The sequence below is a fragment of the Bradyrhizobium sp. B025 genome (assembly GCF_042257955.1).
Taxonomy (GTDB): domain Bacteria; phylum Pseudomonadota; class Alphaproteobacteria; order Rhizobiales; family Xanthobacteraceae; genus Bradyrhizobium; species Bradyrhizobium diazoefficiens.
Genome location: NZ_CP170150.1, coordinates 523,563 through 540,878, shown reverse-complemented (window position 1 = coordinate 540,878; position 17,316 = coordinate 523,563). Strand labels below are relative to the sequence as shown.

General features: G+C 65.8%; 18 protein-coding genes. 10 read left to right on the top strand and 8 right to left on the bottom strand.

Annotation, left to right across the window (positions count from 1 at the left end; translation table 11 throughout):
* Positions 1 to 25 precede the first annotated feature (25 nt).
* The 5 genes from ACE10W_RS02500 (at position 26) to ACE10W_RS02480 (ending at position 5,664) form a co-directional block, all read left to right on the top strand.
* A complete protein-coding gene (locus ACE10W_RS02500; RefSeq protein WP_370205448.1) occupies positions 26 to 1,063 on the top strand; it encodes a ligase-associated DNA damage response exonuclease in 1,038 nt (345 codons plus the stop codon).
* Positions 1,060 to 2,937: an ATP-dependent DNA ligase gene (locus ACE10W_RS02495; protein WP_304550649.1), complete on the top strand. Its 1,878-nt coding sequence runs from the start codon at positions 1,060 to 1,062 to the stop codon at positions 2,935 to 2,937. The genes ACE10W_RS02500 and ACE10W_RS02495 overlap by 4 nt, the downstream gene beginning before the upstream one ends.
* A gap of 331 nt (positions 2,938 to 3,268) precedes the next feature.
* The gene (locus tag ACE10W_RS02490; protein ID WP_028172810.1) at positions 3,269 to 3,571 is read left to right on the top strand and encodes a DUF6460 domain-containing protein; all 303 of its coding nucleotides are present in this window, start codon (positions 3,269 to 3,271) and stop codon (positions 3,569 to 3,571) included.
* Positions 3,572 to 3,602: 31 nt separating this feature from the next.
* Positions 3,603 to 4,337 carry an MBL fold metallo-hydrolase gene (locus ACE10W_RS02485; protein ID WP_304550647.1) on the top strand — a complete coding sequence of 245 codons (735 nt, stop codon included), beginning with the start codon at positions 3,603 to 3,605 and terminating at the stop codon, positions 4,335 to 4,337.
* A 1-nt stretch (position 4,338) separates the two neighbouring features.
* Entirely contained in the window at positions 4,339 to 5,664 is a 1,326-nt protein-coding gene (locus ACE10W_RS02480) for an MATE family efflux transporter (RefSeq protein WP_060909374.1), read from the top strand.
* Between the two features lie 75 nt (positions 5,665 to 5,739).
* On the opposite strand, the gene ACE10W_RS02475 is transcribed toward ACE10W_RS02480, so the two are convergent.
* The gene (locus ACE10W_RS02475) at positions 5,740 to 6,837 is read right to left on the bottom strand and encodes a quinone-dependent dihydroorotate dehydrogenase (RefSeq protein WP_304550645.1); all 1,098 of its coding nucleotides are present in this window, start codon (positions 6,835 to 6,837) and stop codon (positions 5,740 to 5,742) included.
* Positions 6,834 to 7,181 carry a DUF952 domain-containing protein gene (locus tag ACE10W_RS02470; RefSeq protein ID WP_011083958.1) on the bottom strand — a complete coding sequence of 116 codons (348 nt, stop codon included), beginning with the start codon at positions 7,179 to 7,181 and terminating at the stop codon, positions 6,834 to 6,836. The genes ACE10W_RS02475 and ACE10W_RS02470 overlap by 4 nt, the downstream gene beginning before the upstream one ends.
* 303 nt (positions 7,182 to 7,484) lie before the next feature.
* On the opposite strand from ACE10W_RS02470, the gene ACE10W_RS02465 reads away from it, so the two are divergent.
* Both ACE10W_RS02465 and ACE10W_RS02460 read left to right on the top strand, forming a co-directional pair.
* Positions 7,485 to 8,138 (top strand): helix-turn-helix transcriptional regulator, encoded by a 654-nt coding sequence (locus tag ACE10W_RS02465; protein ID WP_011083957.1) that lies wholly within the window; start codon positions 7,485 to 7,487, stop codon positions 8,136 to 8,138.
* A gap of 89 nt (positions 8,139 to 8,227) precedes the next feature.
* A complete protein-coding gene (locus ACE10W_RS02460) occupies positions 8,228 to 8,980 on the top strand; it encodes a carbonic anhydrase (protein WP_271556956.1) in 753 nt (250 codons plus the stop codon).
* Here the strand turns inward: ACE10W_RS02460 and ACE10W_RS02455 are convergent.
* Positions 8,959 to 9,315: an antibiotic biosynthesis monooxygenase gene (locus ACE10W_RS02455; protein ID WP_304550641.1), complete on the bottom strand. Its 357-nt coding sequence runs from the start codon at positions 9,313 to 9,315 to the stop codon at positions 8,959 to 8,961. The two genes, ACE10W_RS02460 and ACE10W_RS02455, sit on opposite strands and share 22 nt — an antisense overlap.
* 155 nt (positions 9,316 to 9,470) lie before the next feature.
* Here ACE10W_RS02455 and ACE10W_RS02450 point away from each other — a divergent pair, with 155 nt between their 5' ends.
* Complete coding sequence (locus ACE10W_RS02450; protein WP_304550640.1) at positions 9,471 to 10,301, top strand: AraC family transcriptional regulator; 831 nt, start codon at positions 9,471 to 9,473, stop codon at positions 10,299 to 10,301.
* A 109-nt stretch (positions 10,302 to 10,410) separates the two neighbouring features.
* The gene (locus ACE10W_RS02445; RefSeq protein ID WP_304550638.1) at positions 10,411 to 10,896 is read left to right on the top strand and encodes a cupin domain-containing protein; all 486 of its coding nucleotides are present in this window, start codon (positions 10,411 to 10,413) and stop codon (positions 10,894 to 10,896) included.
* 21 nt (positions 10,897 to 10,917) lie between these two features.
* On the opposite strand, the gene ACE10W_RS02440 is transcribed toward ACE10W_RS02445, so the two are convergent.
* From ACE10W_RS02440 to ACE10W_RS02420, 5 genes are all read right to left on the bottom strand, one after another.
* Complete coding sequence (locus tag ACE10W_RS02440; protein WP_304550635.1) at positions 10,918 to 12,561, bottom strand: lysine--tRNA ligase; 1,644 nt, start codon at positions 12,559 to 12,561, stop codon at positions 10,918 to 10,920.
* A 149-nt stretch (positions 12,562 to 12,710) separates the two neighbouring features.
* Positions 12,711 to 13,646, bottom strand: a complete 936-nt coding sequence (locus ACE10W_RS02435) for a transporter substrate-binding domain-containing protein (protein ID WP_011083951.1) — start codon at positions 13,644 to 13,646, stop codon at positions 12,711 to 12,713.
* Positions 13,647 to 13,947: 301 nt separating this feature from the next.
* The gene (locus ACE10W_RS02430) at positions 13,948 to 14,538 is read right to left on the bottom strand and encodes an SCO family protein (protein WP_011083950.1); all 591 of its coding nucleotides are present in this window, start codon (positions 14,536 to 14,538) and stop codon (positions 13,948 to 13,950) included.
* Between the two features lie 24 nt (positions 14,539 to 14,562).
* Positions 14,563 to 14,757 (bottom strand): hypothetical protein, encoded by a 195-nt coding sequence (locus ACE10W_RS02425; protein ID WP_304550632.1) that lies wholly within the window; start codon positions 14,755 to 14,757, stop codon positions 14,563 to 14,565.
* Between the two features lie 110 nt (positions 14,758 to 14,867).
* A complete protein-coding gene (locus ACE10W_RS02420; RefSeq protein ID WP_028172800.1) occupies positions 14,868 to 15,389 on the bottom strand; it encodes a hypothetical protein in 522 nt (173 codons plus the stop codon).
* Between the two features lie 265 nt (positions 15,390 to 15,654).
* Between ACE10W_RS02420 and ACE10W_RS02415 the strand changes: the two genes are divergently transcribed.
* Positions 15,655 to 17,313, top strand: a complete 1,659-nt coding sequence (locus ACE10W_RS02415) for an FAD-binding dehydrogenase (RefSeq protein WP_304550630.1) — start codon at positions 15,655 to 15,657, stop codon at positions 17,311 to 17,313.
* Positions 17,314 to 17,316 lie beyond the last annotated feature (3 nt).

The window sequence follows — 17,316 nt, the reverse complement described above, 5'->3', positions numbered from 1 at the left end:
CGGTGAAGCAGCCTATATATCAGTCATGCGCCCGCAAGACATCCTGTTGCCAGCTGCTGCCGGCCTGTGCTGCAAGCCCGGCGGCTTCCACATCGATCCCGTGCGCCCGGTCGAGCGGGCCGTGATCACCCACGGCCATTCCGACCATGCCCGCGCCGGCCATGGCGCGGTGCTGGCGACGCAGGAAACGCTCGACATGATGCGGCTGCGCTATGGCGAGAATTTTGCCGGCTCGACGCAGGCCATCCGCTATGGCGAAGAGATCCAGCTCGGCGACGTCAGCGTGAAATTCCACCCGGCCGGCCATGTGCTGGGCTCGGCGCAGATCGCGGTGACATGTAAAGACACCTGCATCGTTGCCTCCGGCGACTACAAGGACGCGCGAGATCCGACCTGCACGCCGTTCGAGCTGGTCCCCTGCGACGTCTTCATCACCGAGGCAACGTTCGGCCTGCCGGTGTTCCGGCATGGCGATGCGGCCGATGAGGTGAAGAAGCTGCTCGCCTCGGTCGCGCTGTTTCCCGAGCGCGCGCATCTCGTCGGCGCCTATTCGCTCGGCAAGGCGCAGCGCGTGATCGCGCTGCTGCGCCAGGCCGGCTATGACGCGCCGATCTATCTGCATGACGCCATGGAGACGATCACGCATTACTACCAGAGCCGCGGGATCGCACTCGGCGATCTCAGGCCGGTGATGGGCGTGAAGAAGGCGGCGCTCGCCGGCACCATCACGCTGGCGCCGCCGTCAGCGACATCAGATATCTGGACGCGCCGTTTTCCCGATCCCGTAACCGCCTTCGCCTCAGGGTGGATGCGCGTGCGCGCCCGCGCGCGGCAGCGCGGCGTCGAATTGCCGCTCGTGATTTCCGACCACGCCGACTGGGACGGCCTCACCGCCACGATCGCGGCGACCGGCGCCGGCGAGATCTGGGTCACGCACGGCCAGGAAGACGCGCTGGTGCATTGGTGCCAATCGCGGGGCCTGCGGGCGCAGCCGCTCGATCTGGTCGGCTATGGCGACGAGGAGGAGAGCGAGACGCAGCTTCAAGACGAGGCGGAAGGATGAACCGTTTCGCCGAACTCCTGGACCGTCTCGCCTACGAGCCCGGCCGCAACAACAAGCTGCGGCTGATCACCGGCTATTTCCGCGAGGTCGGCGATCCCGATCGCGGCTACGCGCTGGCGGCACTGACCGGCGCGCTCAGCTTCAAGCACGCCAAGCCGGCGCTGATCCGCGACCTGATCGCGTCGCGCACGGACGAGGTGCTGTTTGGGTTGTCCTACGACTACGTCGGCGATCTCTCGGAGACGGTGGCGCTGATGTGGCCGAAGCGCGCGGGAGATGGCGGGCAGTCTTTTCCGGGCCACCCCTCTCCCCCGCCCTCCCCCACAAGGGGGGAGGGAGCGCAGCGGAACGCGGCGCTGTCAGCGAGCACAACAACTAATAGCGATTCCCAAAGTGATGGAGGCACGAGCCTCTCCGTTCCCTCCCCCCTTGTGGGGGAGGGTCAGGGAGGGGGGTACCGCGGGCGAGATGCCAGCGATGCGCTCCACCCAAGCAACCACAACAACCCGCCGCCGCCGACCCTCACCGAAGTCGTCACCACGCTCCGCACCCTCGGCAAGACCGAACTGCCGAAGCAACTCGAACGCTGGCTCGACGAGCTCGATGAGACCGGCCGCTGGGCGCTGCTCAAGCTCGTCACCGGCGCGCTTCGCATCGGCATTTCCGCACGCCTCGCAAAGACCGCCGCGGCGGCGCTCGGCGACAAGGACCCGCATGAGGTCGAGCTGATCTGGCCGGGGCTCGCGCCACCCTATCTCGACCTGTTCGCCTGGCTGGAAGGCCGCGGCGAAAAGCCGGTCAATCGCGATCCCGCGCCGTTCCGCCCGGTGATGCTCGCGCATGCGATCGACGATACCGATTTCGTCGCGCTCGATCCCGCCGACTACATCGCCGAATGGAAATGGGACGGCATCCGCGTGCAGGCGGTTGCGGGCCGCGACGACCGCGGCCACGTCACTGCCCGGCTCTATTCGCGCACCGGCGAGGACATCACGGGGAGCTTTCCGGATCTCGTGCCATCGCTGCGCCTGCCGGGCGCGATCGACGGCGAGCTTCTGATCCTGCGCGAGGGCCGCGTGCAGAGCTTCAACGTTCTCCAGCAGCGGCTCAATCGCAAGGTGGTCTCGCCAAAGCTGATCAAGGAATTCCCGATCCATCTGCGCGCCTACGATTTGCTCGGCGACGATGAGAACGACCTGCGCGAGCTGCCATTCGCAGAGCGGCGCGAACGGCTGGAAACATTCGTCACTAAGCTCGGCGATCCCCGCATTGATCTGTCGCCCATCGTGCCCTTCGCGAGCTGGGAGGCGCTGACCGCCGCGCGCGCCGACCCCGCAAGTGCCGGCGCCGGCGAGGATGCCGACGCCGTCGAGGGCGTGATGCTCAAGCGGCGCGATGCGCCTTATCTGCCCGGCCGGCCGAAGGGCCAATGGTGGAAGTGGAAGCGCGACCCGCACATCATCGATGCCGTGCTGATGTACGCGCAGCGCGGCCACGGCAAGCGCTCGTCCTATTATTCCGACTACACGTTTGGCGTCTGGACCGAAGGTGAGACCGGCGACGAGCTGGTACCGGTGGGAAAGGCCTATTTCGGCTTCACCGACGAGGAACTACTCCAGATCGACCGCTTCGTCCGCCGCAACACCACGGAAAAGTTCGGCCCGGTGCGCCATGTCGTGCACGAGGGCGACAAGGGGCTAGTGCTGGAGGTCGCGTTCGAAGGGCTGCAGCGCTCGCCGCGGCACAAATCAGGCGTCGCGATGCGCTTTCCCCGCATCAGCCGACTGCGGTGGGACAAGCCGCCGCGGGAGGCCGACCGGCTGGAAACCCTGGAAAAGATGCTGAAGGCGGAGGCGGCGGAGGTTGAGGCTTGAAGCGTGCTGAGACGAGGCTCGATTGTCGCCAAGGCGAAGGTGCGCCCCCTCTCCCGCTTGCGGGAGAGGGTTGGGGTGAGGGTGTCCCCTCATCGGGATTCCCCAAGAGGACAGAGCCTTCACCCGGCGCTCGGGACGATGCTTCGCATCGCCGGACGCGCCGACCTCTCCCGCAAGCGGGAGAGGTGAGCCCAGCCGCCGGCGTGCACCCAAATCGCTGGCGCGCTGCCGAAATTAAAATGCGGTAAGCTGATTGACGGCCGGTTACGGGTTCCCCATGTGCCCCGCCGTGACTTATAATCGGATCGAATCCCGCGAGGAGTTTTTTGCGATGGTCCAAGACGTCAGAGATTTGCCGGCCGGCCGCAGTGACGGCCTGAACCGCTTTCTCGGCGGCTCGCCGCTGGCGGTCGCGTTTCGCCTCGTCCTGCTCTCGATCCTGGTGGGCGTCGTGCTGGCGGCGATCGGCTTCGATCCCTGGAATATCATCTACAGCATTCGCCTCTTGTTCCAGCGGCTGTGGGATCTCGGCTTCGATGCCGTGAACTGGCTGTGGCGCTACTTCCTGCTCGGCGCGGTCATCGTGATTCCGATCTGGCTGCTGTCGCGCGTCTTCGGCGCGCCGCGCCGCTAAGTCCGGATCGAGCTCAGGGAGCCCGCAGCCGATGCAATTACGCTTTGTCGGCTGCGGCGACGCCTTCGGCTCGGGCGGCAGGCTCAACACCTGCTTCCACGTTGCGGGGCGCGAGGCCAACTTCCTGATCGACTGCGGCGCGTCGGCCCTGCCTGCGCTGAAGCGACTCGAGATCGACCGCAACGATATCGATCTGATCCTGATCACGCATTTCCACGGCGACCATTTTGCAGGCCTGCCGTTTGTCCTGCTCGACGCGCAGTTCTCGCGGCGAACGCGACCGCTGACGATCGCGGGCCCGCAAGGCATCGAGACACGGCTGCGCGAGGTGATGGAGGTTTTGTTCGAGCATTCCTCGAAGACCAAGCAGCGCTTCGAGCTCTCCGTCGTCGAGCTCGCGCCCGGGCAAAGGCGCAATTTCGGCGCGGTGACGGTGACGCCCTACCCGGTCGTGCACGGCGAATCCGGCGGCCCGTTCCTCGACTACCGCGTCGAGACCGAGGGCCGCACGCTCGCCTACAGCGCCGACACCGAGTGGACGGAAACGCTCATTCCGCTGGCGCATGGCGCGGACCTTTTCATCGCGGAAGCCTATATGTACGAGAAGGTGGTCAAGAACCATCTCAGCCTGAAGACCTTGGAACAGCATCTGCCCGCGATCGGCGCCAAACGCCTCGTCCTCACCCATATGAGCGACGACATGCTGTCGCGCCTCGTCGATATCGAGCATCTCGCCGCCGAAGACGGCATGGTGCTCGTGTTCTGACATGCACGCGCCCGTTCCCCTCAAGATCGGCTCCCGCCAGGTCTTCGCCATCGCGGGTCCGGCGATGGTTGCGAACCTCACCACGCCGCTGATCGGAGTGGTCTCGACCACGGCGATCGGGCGGCTCGACGATGCCGCGCTGCTCGGCGGCGTGGCGATGGCCTCCGTCATCTTCGACTGCCTGTTCTGGCTGTTCGGCTTCCTGCGCATGAGCACGCTCGCCTTCACCGCGCAGGCGCTCGGCGCCGGCGAGACGCGCGAGCTGACCGCGATCCTGATGCGCGGCTTCATCGTCGCCAGCCTGATCGGGGCGGCGTTGATCGCGCTGCAACTGCCGCTGGCGGCCGTTCTGTTCGACCTGATGGGCGGCAGCGACGGCGTCACGCGCGCCGCCAAGACCTATTTCATGATCCGGATCTGGTCGTCGCCGCTGGCCTTCGCCAACTATGTCATCCTCGGCTGGCTGGTGGGGCAGGCCCGCGCCAATCCGGCCTTGCTGCTTCAGATCGTCATCAACCTCGTCAACATGGCGGCGACGATCCTGCTGGTGCTGGTCTACGACACCGGCATCGCGGGCGCGGCGATCGCCGCGCTGCTCTCGGAGGCCATCGGCTTCGTCCTCGGCGTGATCGTCTGCCGCCGCCATGCGGACGGCGGCTTTGGCGTGCCTCGCGCCACGTTGTTCGACCGGGCCAAGCTGATGCGGATGCTCGCGGTGAACTCCGACATCATGATCCGCACCGCGGCGCTGATCGCCGTGTTCCTGTTCTTCACCGCCAAGGGCGCGCGCGCCGGCGATGTCACGCTGGCCGCGAACTCCGTGCTCAACAATTTCCTGCTGGTCAGCGCCTTCTTCCTCGACGGTCTTGCGAACGCGGCCCAGCAGCTCTGCGGCAGGACCTTTGGCGCACGCGATGCAAGGGGTTTTGCGGATTCGACCCGGCTGGTGCTCGCGTGGGGGCTCGGCTTCGCGCTGGTGGTCGCGGTGCTGTTCGCGCTGTTCGGGACGGCGCTGATCAATGTCATGACCGCGAGCGAAGACGTTCGCCGGGCCGCGCGCGACTTCCTGCCCTTCATCGTGCTCGCGCCGGTGCCCGGCGTGTTCGCCTTCGGCTTCGACGGGATCTATATCGGCGCCACCTGGGCCCGCGAGATGCGCAATCTCATGCTGGCCTCGCTGGCGATCTTCCTCTTCACCTGGTGGGCGCTGCAATCCCTCGGCAATGCCGGGCTATGGTGCGCGCTGATCGCCTTCTATGTCGCACGCGGCGGCTTGCAGGGCGCGCGCTATCCGGCGCTGTACGGGGCGACGTTTCCGAAATCGTAGAACAATCGTGGCCCGGATGGAGCGGCTTTCTCTTCTCCCTCGCCCCGCAAGCGGGGAGAGGCGAAGAACGGCGCCTCACATCCCTGGCCAGTCTTCCGCCGTCAGCGTCGCAGCATCCGCGCCGACGATGTCGGAGAGCGAATCCCGGCCCGTGCGCAGCAATGTCGAGGTGAGGTCGCGCTTGATCTCCTCGACGAGGCCGAGGCCCTTGTAGACCAGCGACGAATAGAGCTGAATCAGGCTCGCGCCGGCGCGGATTTTCGTCAGCGCGGCGCCACCGGAATCGACACCGCCGACGCCGACCAGCGGGAACGCGCCCTCGACGCGCACATAGGTCTCCGCGACCATGCGCGTCGACAGGCGGAACAGCGGCCGGCCGGACAGGCCGCCCTGCTCCTTCGCCCGCATCTCCTCGCGCAGCGTGCTCGGCCGCGCGATCGTCGTGTTCGACACGATCATGCCGTCGACCCGGCGCGAGCGCGCGACCTGCACGACGTCGTCGAGCTGGGCAAGGCTCAAATCCGGCGCGATCTTCAGCAGCACCGGCGTGTCGCCGGCCTTCTGGCGCACCCGCTCGCGCGCGTCGATCACCCTTGCGAGGAGGTCGTCGAGCAGCGCGCCTTCCTGCAAGTTGCGCAGGTCCGGCGTGTTCGGCGAGGAGACGTTGATCGTGAAATAGCTCGCGACCGGCGCAAAGGCCTCGATCAGCTTGACGTAGTCCCCAACGCGGTCCGGCGAATCCTTGTTGGCGCCGACATTGACGCCGACGATGCCGCCGTGCTGCGCGCGCGCGGCGAGCCGGCGCAGCGCGACATCCGCGCCGTCATTGTTGAAGCCCATGCGGTTGATGACGGCCTCGTCGCGCTCGAGCCGGAACAGCCGCGGCCGCGGATTGCCGCTTTGCGGCTTGGGCGTCACCGAGCCGATCTCGACGAAGCCGAAGCCGAGGCGCAGCAGCGCATCCGGCACCTCCGCGCTCTTGTCGAAGCCCGCGGCCATGCCGATCGGGTTGGGAAAGTTGAGCCCGAAGGCGCGCACCGCGAGCTTGGGATCGTCAGCGCGCGGCTTGACCGGCGGCAGGAAGCGCAGGCCCTGGATCGCCAGGCGATGCGCATCCTCCGGATCGAGCCAGCGCAGCACCGGCAGCGAAAGAGCATCGAAGGCGCGAATCACGGGGCAAGCTCCGGCATGTCGTGGCCGCCGTCCGAGCGCATGTTGAGGTTCACCACCGAGATGACCGCGCCGAAATCGAGCTCGCCATAGAGATGCGGAAACAGCTCGTCATTGCGCGAGCGCTCCCAGCGCAATTCGCTGCCGAGCGCATCGCCGTCGACCTCGACCAGGAACAGCGCGCGCTGCCCGAAATAATGCTTGCGCAAGGTCTCGGGAACCTGGGCGGCCGTCGAGAAATGGATGAAGCCGTCGCGCGCGTCGTCCGCGCTGCCGCGGTACACGCCCTGCCGTTCCGCCTCGCGCCAGGCCGAGGCCGGACAGATTTTGTAGATCTTGTTGACCACCTGATGTGGAGCCCTGTTTGCTCTTTGAGTCAGCTCGTTGAGTCTCTTGGGGTTTTTCGTCTCTTGCGGGTCTCAAAACCCGGCGCGACCGTAAAGGCGGCCCCTTCCGAACTCAAGACTTAGAGCCTATTCCATTCCGATGAAATCGGAACGGGCTCTAAATTCTTGTTTTGACGCGTATTCTTGACGCGAACCGGTATCCGCTTCGCTTGAAAGCGCGTCCGCCGTCGCCTCTTGCGCGAAAATCGGAAAACCGGTTGATTTGAGGACAGTTTTCCTGAGTTGCGACGGGCTGGACCTTCCATGGTCAGACAGGCCAAAGCGCAGAGGATACTGACTCACGACCAGATCTGGGTCGCGCTGGATCGGCTGGCGGCGCGCGCCGGGCTGTCTCCGTCCGGCCTCGCCAAGCGGGCAGGGCTCGACCCCACCACTTTCAACCGGTCCAAGCGCGTCACCTCGGACGGCCGCGAGCGCTGGCCCTCGACCGAATCGATCGCAAAAGCGCTGGCAGCGGCCGGCGCCTCAATCGATGTCTTTGCCGGGTTGATCAGCGACGAGACCGGTAACAGCCGCTCGGTGCCGCTGCTCGGGCTCGCACAGGCGGGCGCGAGCGGCGCTTTCGACGAGTCCGGCCTTCCGTCCGGCAAGGGCTGGACCGAGCTCGCGCTTCCCACCGCCGAGGACAGCCAGACGTTTGCGCTGGAGATTGCCGGCGATGCGCTTGCCCCGACCTATCGCAACGGCGACGTCATCCTGGTCTCACCCGGCACGCCGATCCGCAAGGGGGATCGTGTCGTGGTGACGACCAAGGCGGGCGAGGTGACGGTCGCAACGTTGAAGCGCCGCACGGCCAAGGCGCTGGACTTGCTGCCGCTCGATGCCTCGCAGGCCGAGCGCACGATCGCGGCGGGTGAGCTCGCGTGGGTCGCAAGGATCGTGTGGGCGAGCCAATAAATTCAACGCGCGACGGCCATTGCGACTCACCGCGCCTCTCGCCTAGGTTGCGCGCGCATCGCCGATCTAATTCATCTTGGGGGAATATGATGAATCGCCGTCACGCATTGAAGGCCCTCGCGGGTCTTGCGCTTTGTCCGGTCTGCAAGCCGGCCTTCGCCGCCGAAGGCGTGCATTGGAGCTATGAAGGCGCCGGAGCCCCTGCCAAATGGGGCGATCTCGACGCGGCCAACAAGGCCTGCGCGGTCGGCCTGCAACAATCGCCGATCGACATCGAGGCGACGATCAAGTCGCAATTGCCGACGTTGAAGCTGAATTGGGGCAAGAGAGCCGACACCATCGTCAACAACGGGCACACGATCCAGCTCAACTTCGCCGAAGGCAGCACGCTCACGCTCGGCGACGTCAAATACAAGCTGCTCCAGGTGCACTTCCACCGGCCGAGCGAGCACATGATCGGCGGCAAGAATTTTCCGATGGAGGCGCATTTCGTCCATCGCAACGATGCCGGCGGGCTCGCCGTGGTCGGCGTGCTGATGGCCGAGGGCAAGCCGAACGCGGCCTTCGGCAAGATCGTCAAGACCATGCCGGCGGCGGAAGGCCCCGCGGTGAAAGCCGACGCGAGCATCGATCCCCTCTCTATGCTGCCAACGAGGCTCAGCTACTTCCGCTATCCCGGCTCGCTGACGACGCCGCCCTGCTCGGAAGTGGTCGAATGGCTGCTGCTGACCACCCCGATCCAGGTCTCGGCCGCCGACGTCGCCGCCTTCGCAAAGCTCTATCCGATGAACGCGCGGCCGGTGCAGAAGGACAACCGGCGTTACGTGCTACGCTCGACCTGAGGCGCAGCCTCGGCGCCTCGGACGTTCTGTCTGATGTCCACGACGACCTCGTAGTTGGCGGCCGTTGCATCGAAGGCCGTCAGCATGGCCTGCGCCTCAGGATCGACGACGGCCTTGTCGGGATCGGGCCCCGTGAAGGCGCGGATGCTGTCGAGGCCCTGCCACAGCGTCAGCGCCAGCACTTCGGTGCCCCCCTCCACCTCGCGGCGCAACAGCGAGGCGCCGGAAAAGCCGTCGATGGCCTCAAGGTGCGGCACCACCCGGGTTACAAAGTGATGCTGATAGAGGGCGGCCTTGTCGCGCGTGGCCGCCGCACGCCAGATGCGAGCGATCATCCTTCTCTCCGAAGCCTGCAAGGCCGAGTCTTGCGGGAACACCCCCGGCGCCGTATTGGCTGAAATTGCGGCAACGCTCCCATCCCGATTTTGCCTCTCGTCCAGGACCGCCCGTCGCGTCATGATGTGCGAGAGACGGAGCACACGGACCGACGATGGCGCGCCGGCACACTGGCAACCACACGAGCTATTGGCACAACCGGCGGATTCCCGGCATGAGCCTGCTGCGCGCCGATTTCCGCCACCACGACTACGGTTCGCACACCCATGATGCCTATGTGATCGCGGTAACGGAGTCCGGCGGCGCCGAAATCCGCAACCGCAATGTCGTGCGAAAGGTCGGCGCCGCCACGCTGTTCGTCTCCAATCCGGACGAACGGCAGTCGGCCCGGATGGGCGATAGCGGACGATGGCGCTATCGCGCCTTCTATCTCGCCCAGCCTGCAATCGGCGACCTCGCGCGGCGCTTCGGCACGGACCCCCTGCCCCACCTCCAGGAGAGCATGCTCGACGACGGCGATCTGATCGGGCGCTTCGACCGGTTGCACCGGGTGCTGGAAACCGAACAGGACGACCTCTTGGCCGACGAGCTGGTCGCCGATGCCTTCGGCCGTCTGTTCGAGCGCTATGGTGACGGACGCCGCAGCAAGATCCCTGCCGGCCGCGACGCCGTCGTGACGCGGTTGATCGCCCTGATGCGGGAGCGCCATGCCGAAAATCTGAGCCTGGACCAGCTTGCCGGCCTCGCAGGCCTCACCAGTTTCCAGCTGATCGGGCTGTTCAAGCGCACGGTTGGCCTCACCCCGCACGCCTATCTCGTCCACATCAGGCTCAACGCGGCCTGCCGTTTCCTAAAGCGTGGCCATTCGCTGGCCGACAGCGCGCTGGCGGCGGGATTCTGCGACCAGGCCGCGCTCAACAAGCATTTTAGGCGCTGCTACGGCATCACGCCCCTGCAGTTTGCGCAGGCCGCGCGGGCGGGCTGACGCGGCAATTTCAGCCAATACTGCCGGGGAACGCGCGCCCTACTGCGATGCTGCGGAGGTTCTGCGCGGCGGGCGCCGTGCCGATTCCTGGCCTGACCGAGAAAGCGAAATGACCACACCAGCGAAACCGAGACTCCCCGCATTCGATCCGGAGGACGTCAGCGAGAGCAATTTCACCGGCTATCCGCAGTTGCACCGGGCCGCCAACCAGATGCGCTACAACCGCCGGCTCGGCGAGCATGCGGGGCTGAAGAATTTCGGCGTCAACCTGACCCGGATCATTCCGGGCGGGCAATCCTCGTTCCGTCACGCGCATTCGCGCCAGGACGAGTTCGTCTTCGTGATCGAGGGCGAAGTGGTGCTCGAGACCGATGCCGGCGCGCAGGTGCTGACGAGGGGAATGTGCGCCGGCTTCCCCGCCGGCAGCGGCGATGCGCACCGCTTCGTCAATCGCACCACGCGCGACGTCAGGCTGCTCGTGATCGGCGATCGCACGCCGGACGACGTGATCAGCTATCCCGACGTCGACATGCAGGCCGTGCTCGGGCCGGATGGCGTCTACAAGTTCACGACCAAGGCGGGCGAGCCGCTTTAGGGCCGCGCCTCGCTACCTGCCTCACGCGCTCCGCGCCAGCGCGCCGTCGATCATGTTGACCGCGTTCTGCACACCGTACACCGCAACGAAGGAGCCGAAGCGCGGGCCCTTCTCCTGGCCGAGCAGCACCTGGTAGAGCATGTTGAACCAGTCGAGCGTCACGCCCGGACGGCCGTCCTTGCCCTTCTTGACCTGGTCGAGGAACGGCTCGCGGCGGCCGATCTCGTAGACGACGTTCTGGATGTCCTCGGCCGAGGATTCCAGCGGAAGCTGCGACAGCGCATCGCGCAGATCCTGCAGCGCGGCGCGCTCGGTCTCGCTCGGTACGCGGAACTGCTTCGTCGGCGCCACGAAGTCGCGGTAATAGTTGATGGCGTAGCCGACCATCGCATCGAGCTTGGGATGCGTCTTGGGGCTCACGCCGGGACGATAGCGGCCGATGAAGCCCCACAGCGTCTCGGCATTCTCCGCATTCGACGACGACACCAGCGTCAAGAGGAGCTGGAAGGTGACGGGCATGTCGCCCTTCGGCGGATGGCCGTTGTGAATGTGCCAGACCGGATTGCCGAGCTGCTGCTTGCCATCCTGCTTCGCAAAGCCGTCGATGAACTGCTGGTAGTCGTCCACGTTGCGCGGGATGACGTCGAAGTACAGCCGCTTGGCCGCCTTCGGCTCGCGATACATGAACAGCGACAGCGATTCCGGCGAGGCGTAGCGCAACCATTCGTCGATGGTGAGGCCGTTGCCCTTCGACTTCGAGATCTTCTGGCCTTGCTCGTCGAGGAAGAGCTCGTAGTTGAAGCCTTCGGGCGGCGTGGCGCCGAGCGCCCGGGCGATCGCGCCCGAGAGCTTCACGGAATCGATCAGGTCCTTGCCGGCCATCTCGTAGTCGACGCCGAGCGCAACCCAGCGCATCGCCCAGTCGGCCTTCCACTGGCACTTGACGTTGCCGCCGGTGACGGGCGTCTCGACTTCCTGGTTGGTATCCGGATCGACATAGGTCACCGTGCCGGCCGCGACATCGCGGCGGATCATCGGCACCTGGAGCACGATTCCGGTGGTCTTGCTGATGGGCAGGAACGGCGAATAAGTCGCGCGGCGGTCCGGCCCCAGCGTCGGCAGGATGATCGCCATGACCTTGTCGTAGGCGGCGAGCATCTTCAGCAGCGTCGCGTCGAAACGGCCGGACGTATAATAGTCGGTCGAGCTCGCGAACTCGTAGCCGAAGCCGAAATGATCGAGGAAGGCGCGCAGGCGGGCGTTGTTGTGGTGCCCGAATGACGGGTACTCGTTGGAGAACGGATCCGGCACGCGCGTCAGCGGCTTGCCGAGATGCGCAGCCAGCATTTCCTTGTTGGGGACGTTGTCGGGCACTTTCCGAAACCCGTCCATGTCGTCGGAGAAGGCGAGCAGGCGCGTCTTGATCTTGTCCTCGGTCAGCACGCGAAAGGCATGGCGCACCATCGAGGTGCGCGCGACCTCGCCGAACGTGCCGATATGCGGCAGGCCCGAGGGGCCGTAGCCGGTCTCGAACAGCACCTCGTCCTTCGGGCTTTTCTTCAGCCGCGCGACAATGGCCTTCGCCTGCTCGAACGGCCAGGCGTTGGATTGTTCGGCGAGCGCACGCAGGTCGCTCGGATTCGCGGCAAGATCGATAACGGACATCAGGGGCCTCCGGGCCGCGGAAAATAGCGATTTCCGGGCAGAATGCAAAAATGGTCTTGATCGTCATTCCGGGGCGATGCGCAGCATCGAACCCGGAATCTCGAGATTCCGGGTTCGCGCTTCGCGCGCCCCGGAATGACGATCGATGGTTAGAACGGGCTCACCGAAAAATACCGCAGCCACAGGTCGGTGTAGCGGCCTTTTTCCCAGACGCGGAACAGGGCCCAGTTCAGGGCCTGGCGCAGCACGTCGTTGCCCTTGCGCACGGCGATGCCGATGCCTTCACCGAAAAAGCGGCTCTCAACGAAGGGACCGCCGGAGAAGGCGCAGCAATCGCCCGAATCCGTGCCGTTGATCCAGAAGGCGAGCGAGATGGCGTCGCCGAAAATGAAGTCGACCTCGCCCTTGCGGAGCGCGGCGCGCATCGCGTCGTCGTTGGGATAGGGGTGCAGCTCGGCGTCGGTGAACATCGCCTTGAGATAGGCTTCATGCGCGGAGCCGCCGATCACGCCCACCTTCTTGCCCTCGAGATATTCCGGGCGGATTTCCGGCATCACCGCATCCTTGCGCGAGGCAAAGCGCGCCGGCACGCGGTAATAGGGATCGGAGAAGTCGACGCGGGCCCGGAGCTGCGGGCTCACCGCCATCGAGGCGATGATGGCATCGCCCCGGTTCGAGGTGAGCGCGTCGACCAGGGTCTCGAAGCGGCGCATTTGCACCGTGCAGGTGACCTTGATCTCCTCGCAGAGCGCGCGGGCGAGATCGACGTTGAAGCCGGCCGGATTGCCGTCGGCGCCGGTGTAGTTGAACGGCGGATAGTCGGTCTCGGTCAAAAAGCGGATCACGGTCAGGCGCGACAGGTCCGGCCGCTCCGGCCGCCGCCGCGGGTCCCAGAAGCCGGGTACGGCCTGCGGGGCCGCCTGGGGCGCGACCTGCGGGGTGACCTGGGGCGCCGCCGGAGGCTGCTTGGCCGGGGCCTGCGCCTGCGCGCCGGGCAAGCCGGCGAACAGGCAGGCGCCGACGGCCAGCCCTGTCAGCAAGCCACGGGCAGATTTGGACGATTTCGCCTGTTGCGATGGAGCCATCGGCCGGAAATGAACGAATTTCGTTGGGATCGGAGGGCCTTATAGACCATCCGCCCGGGAACGCGAGCGCCGATTGCGGTCAGGGTGAAGGTGCGCTCCCTCTCCCGCTTGCGGGAGAGGGTCGGGGAGAGGGTGTCTCCGCGGAGGGACAATCCCCGAGAGGAGAGAGCCCTCACCCGGCGCTCTGCCATAGCCGAGGCTTTGCCTCGGCGTCTTAGAGGACGGCCGCCAAAAGCGGCCTATACCTCTCCCGCAAGCGGGAGAGGTTACACCGAGGACGCGGCCCGACCGATCCACCAAACTACAGATAACGCTTTAGGTCCGCCGCGGCCTCTTCCGGCGTCCGCTTCAGGTTGAACGGCGAGACGAAGCGGCCGTCGCGGTCCATCAGATAGATCAGCGCAGTGTGGTCCATGGTGTAGTCGCCGTCCTTGGTCGGGACCTTCTTGGCGTAGACCCGGTAGGATGTGATCACCTTGGCGATCTCGGCGGGATCGCCGCTGAGGCCCTCGAGATGCGGATCGAAGCTCGACAGATAGTTCTTCATCGTCGCCGGCGTGTCCCGCTCGGGGTCGACCGAGATGAAGATGGCGTTGACCTTGTCGGCGTCCTTGCCCATCGCGCGCAGCACTTCCGAGATCTCGAACAGCGAGGTCGGGCAGACGTCGGGGCAATGGGTGTAGCCGAAGAAGATCAGGGTCGGCTTGCCCTTCAGGCTCTTGTCGGTGACGGCCTTGCCGTTCTGGTCGGTGAGCTGGAACGGGCCGCCGATCGCAGCCGGTTGCGCCACCTTGCCGACCCCGCCCATGGCCCAGAACATGATCAGCAGCCCGACGATCAGGCTTGCGGCGAAGGCGGTCGCGATCACCAGCGGGCGGGTGGCGGAGCTCATGGGCGGAAGACTTCCGGTCGGGGGTCAGAAGCAGGCAATGAAGCCGGTCCTGATCATTTCGAAGAACACCTGGGTGCCATAGTGGAACCACAGCGCCAGCGCGCCGATCACGACCGGGCCGCCGACACCTGTGCCAGCCAACAGCAGCACAGACGGCGTCCGGCCGGCAGTGGGCGAATTGTCCTGTAACGGATGGGCCGGGCGCACTGGTTGAGCCATGACAACGATCGGGGCGAAAGCCCCGGTTCCCTAGCTTTGAGATAAGCTTTAGCCCGCCTGCGGGCAAGGCGCCGCTGGCGGGCTAAAGCAAACCCGTCGTGCCGAGGATGTCAGTGCAGGAGCTGGCCCCGGGCGGACTCGAGCTGGTCCGATTGCGGGAGAGACCGGCGGGTCGGTTTGATCGCCGAGGCCTGCGCGTCCATGTAGCAGGGCTTGTACATGGCCTGAAGCTGCTTGCCCCTCAGGAAAAGCATGTGCGGGGTCAGGCCCCCGCGCTGGCTGATCCAGCGCCTCACCTGCGAGGGATACATTGCGTAAAGCATCTGGGTTGCTTCGGAATTGGTGACGGCGCGGCCATTGGCGCCGAAATCCCAGGCGGCATGGAAGCCGAGCGTCGCGCTCGAGGTCACGCAGATGCGGTCGTGCGGGATGGCGCCGAGGACGATGGTGCAGGCGGAGGCGCAGAGGCCGTCGATGATGACGGTTTCGCCGGACTGCCGCAGGTCCTGGTATTTGTCGACGTAGGTTCCGATCCGGCCGCCGCGGTCATCCGCGATGCGAACCACCGCGTGAGAAGCCCCCATGCAAGCGATGAGCACAACCGCCGCCAGCAACCCCGTCAGAAACTTCATTGTCCCCCGCCCCAGTCGAATTCGAATCTGCGTGTCAGGTGGTGATGCACGGCTAGCGTCCGTCGTAACCAAGGTTTTGTCTAGGCAGGCCGGCTGACTCAAAACAAATTCAAATCCAGTGTTGCGTCCGCGCTGCACTTGGCCGGGCTCTATCCCAAAGTGGAACAAGTTAATGATGTCTTACGCGCCACACCCTTGATCTCAGTTAGAACCGCTGGCTTCAATCCGGGCAACTACAGGGGGGAACCTATGGAGGGGGACGCGCATGGCTGAAGAGACAGACGTCATCGTTGTCGGCGCCGGACTATCGGGCCTCGTGGCCGCAACCGAGATCGCGGATGCGGGCAAGCGCGTGATCGTGGTCGACCAGGAAGGCGAGCAGTCGGTCGGTGGCCAGGCGTTCTGGTCGTTCGGCGGACTATTCCTGGTCAATTCGCCCGAGCAGCGCCGGCTCGGTATCAAGGATTCCTTCGATCTCGCGATGCAGGACTGGCTCGGAACCGCCGGCTTCGACCGCGACGAGGATCACTGGCCGCGCAAATGGGCCGAGGCCTATGTGGCCTTCGCGGCCGGCGAGAAGCGCGACTGGCTGCGCGCGATGGGACATCGCATCTTCCCCGTGGTCGGCTGGGCCGAGCGCGGCGGCTATGACGCGATGGGCCACGGCAATTCGGTGCCGCGCTTCCACGTCACCTGGGGAACCGGGCCCGGCATCGTCGAGCCGTTCGAGCGCCGCGCGCGCGAGGCGATGAAGAGCGGCCGCTTGATCTTCAAATTCCGCCACCGCGTCGACGCGTTGTCCATCACCAATGGCACGGTGGACGGCGTCAGCGGCGCCGTTCTCGCGCCCGACAATGTCGAGCGCGGCAAGAGCTCCTCGCGCAATGTCGTCGGGGAGTTTGCACTGAAGGCGCAGGCCGTGATCGTCGCCTCCGGCGGCATCGGCGGCAATCACGAGCTGGTGCGGCAGAACTGGCCCAAGCGGCTCGGCGAGCCGCCAAAATTCATGATCTCGGGCGTGCCCGAACACGTCGACGGCCGCATGATCGGCATCACGGAGCAGGCGGGTGCGCGGCTGATCAACCGCGATCGCATGTGGCACTATGTCGAGGGCATCCAGAACTGGTCACCGATCTGGCCGCGCCACGGCATCCGCATCCTGCCGGGGCCCTCGTCCATGTGGTTCGACGCCACCGGCACGCGTTTGCCGGCGCCGCTGTTCCCCGGCTCCGACACGCTCGGCCAGCTCAAATACATCATGTCGACGGGCCATGATTATTCCTGGTTCATCCTGACCCAGAGCATCATCAAGAAGGAGTTCGCGCTGTCGGGCTCGGAGCAGAACCCTGACCTCACCGGCAAGAGCTGGCGCATGACGCTGCGCCGCGCCACCAACAAGGGCGCGCCGGCGCCGGTGGAAGCATTCAAAAGCCATGGTGTCGACTTCATCGTGCGCGACAAGATCGACGATCTCGTTGCGGCGATGAACAAGCTTGCCGGCAGCGACCTCCTCAGGCTCGAGCACATCAAGATGCAGATCGAGGCGCGCGACCGCGAGATCGCCAATCCCTACGTCAAGGACGCGCAGGTGATGAACATCCACAATGCGCGCCGCTATATCGGCGACAAGCTGATCCGCACCGCCTCCCCGCACCGCATCCTCGATCCCGCACACGGACCGCTGATCGCGGTCAAGCTCAACATTCTCACCCGCAAGACGCTCGGCGGCTTCGAGACCGATCTCGACTCGCGCGTGTTCGGCGGCGAAGGCAGTGTCATTCCCGGCCTCTATGCGGTCGGCGAAGCCGCGGGCTTCGGCGGCGGCGGCGTGCACGGCTATCGCTCCCTCGAAGGCACTTTCCTCGGTGGCTGCCTGTTCTCGGGCCGCAATGCGGGCCGTGCGGCGGCGAAGGCGGTAGGCTAGATC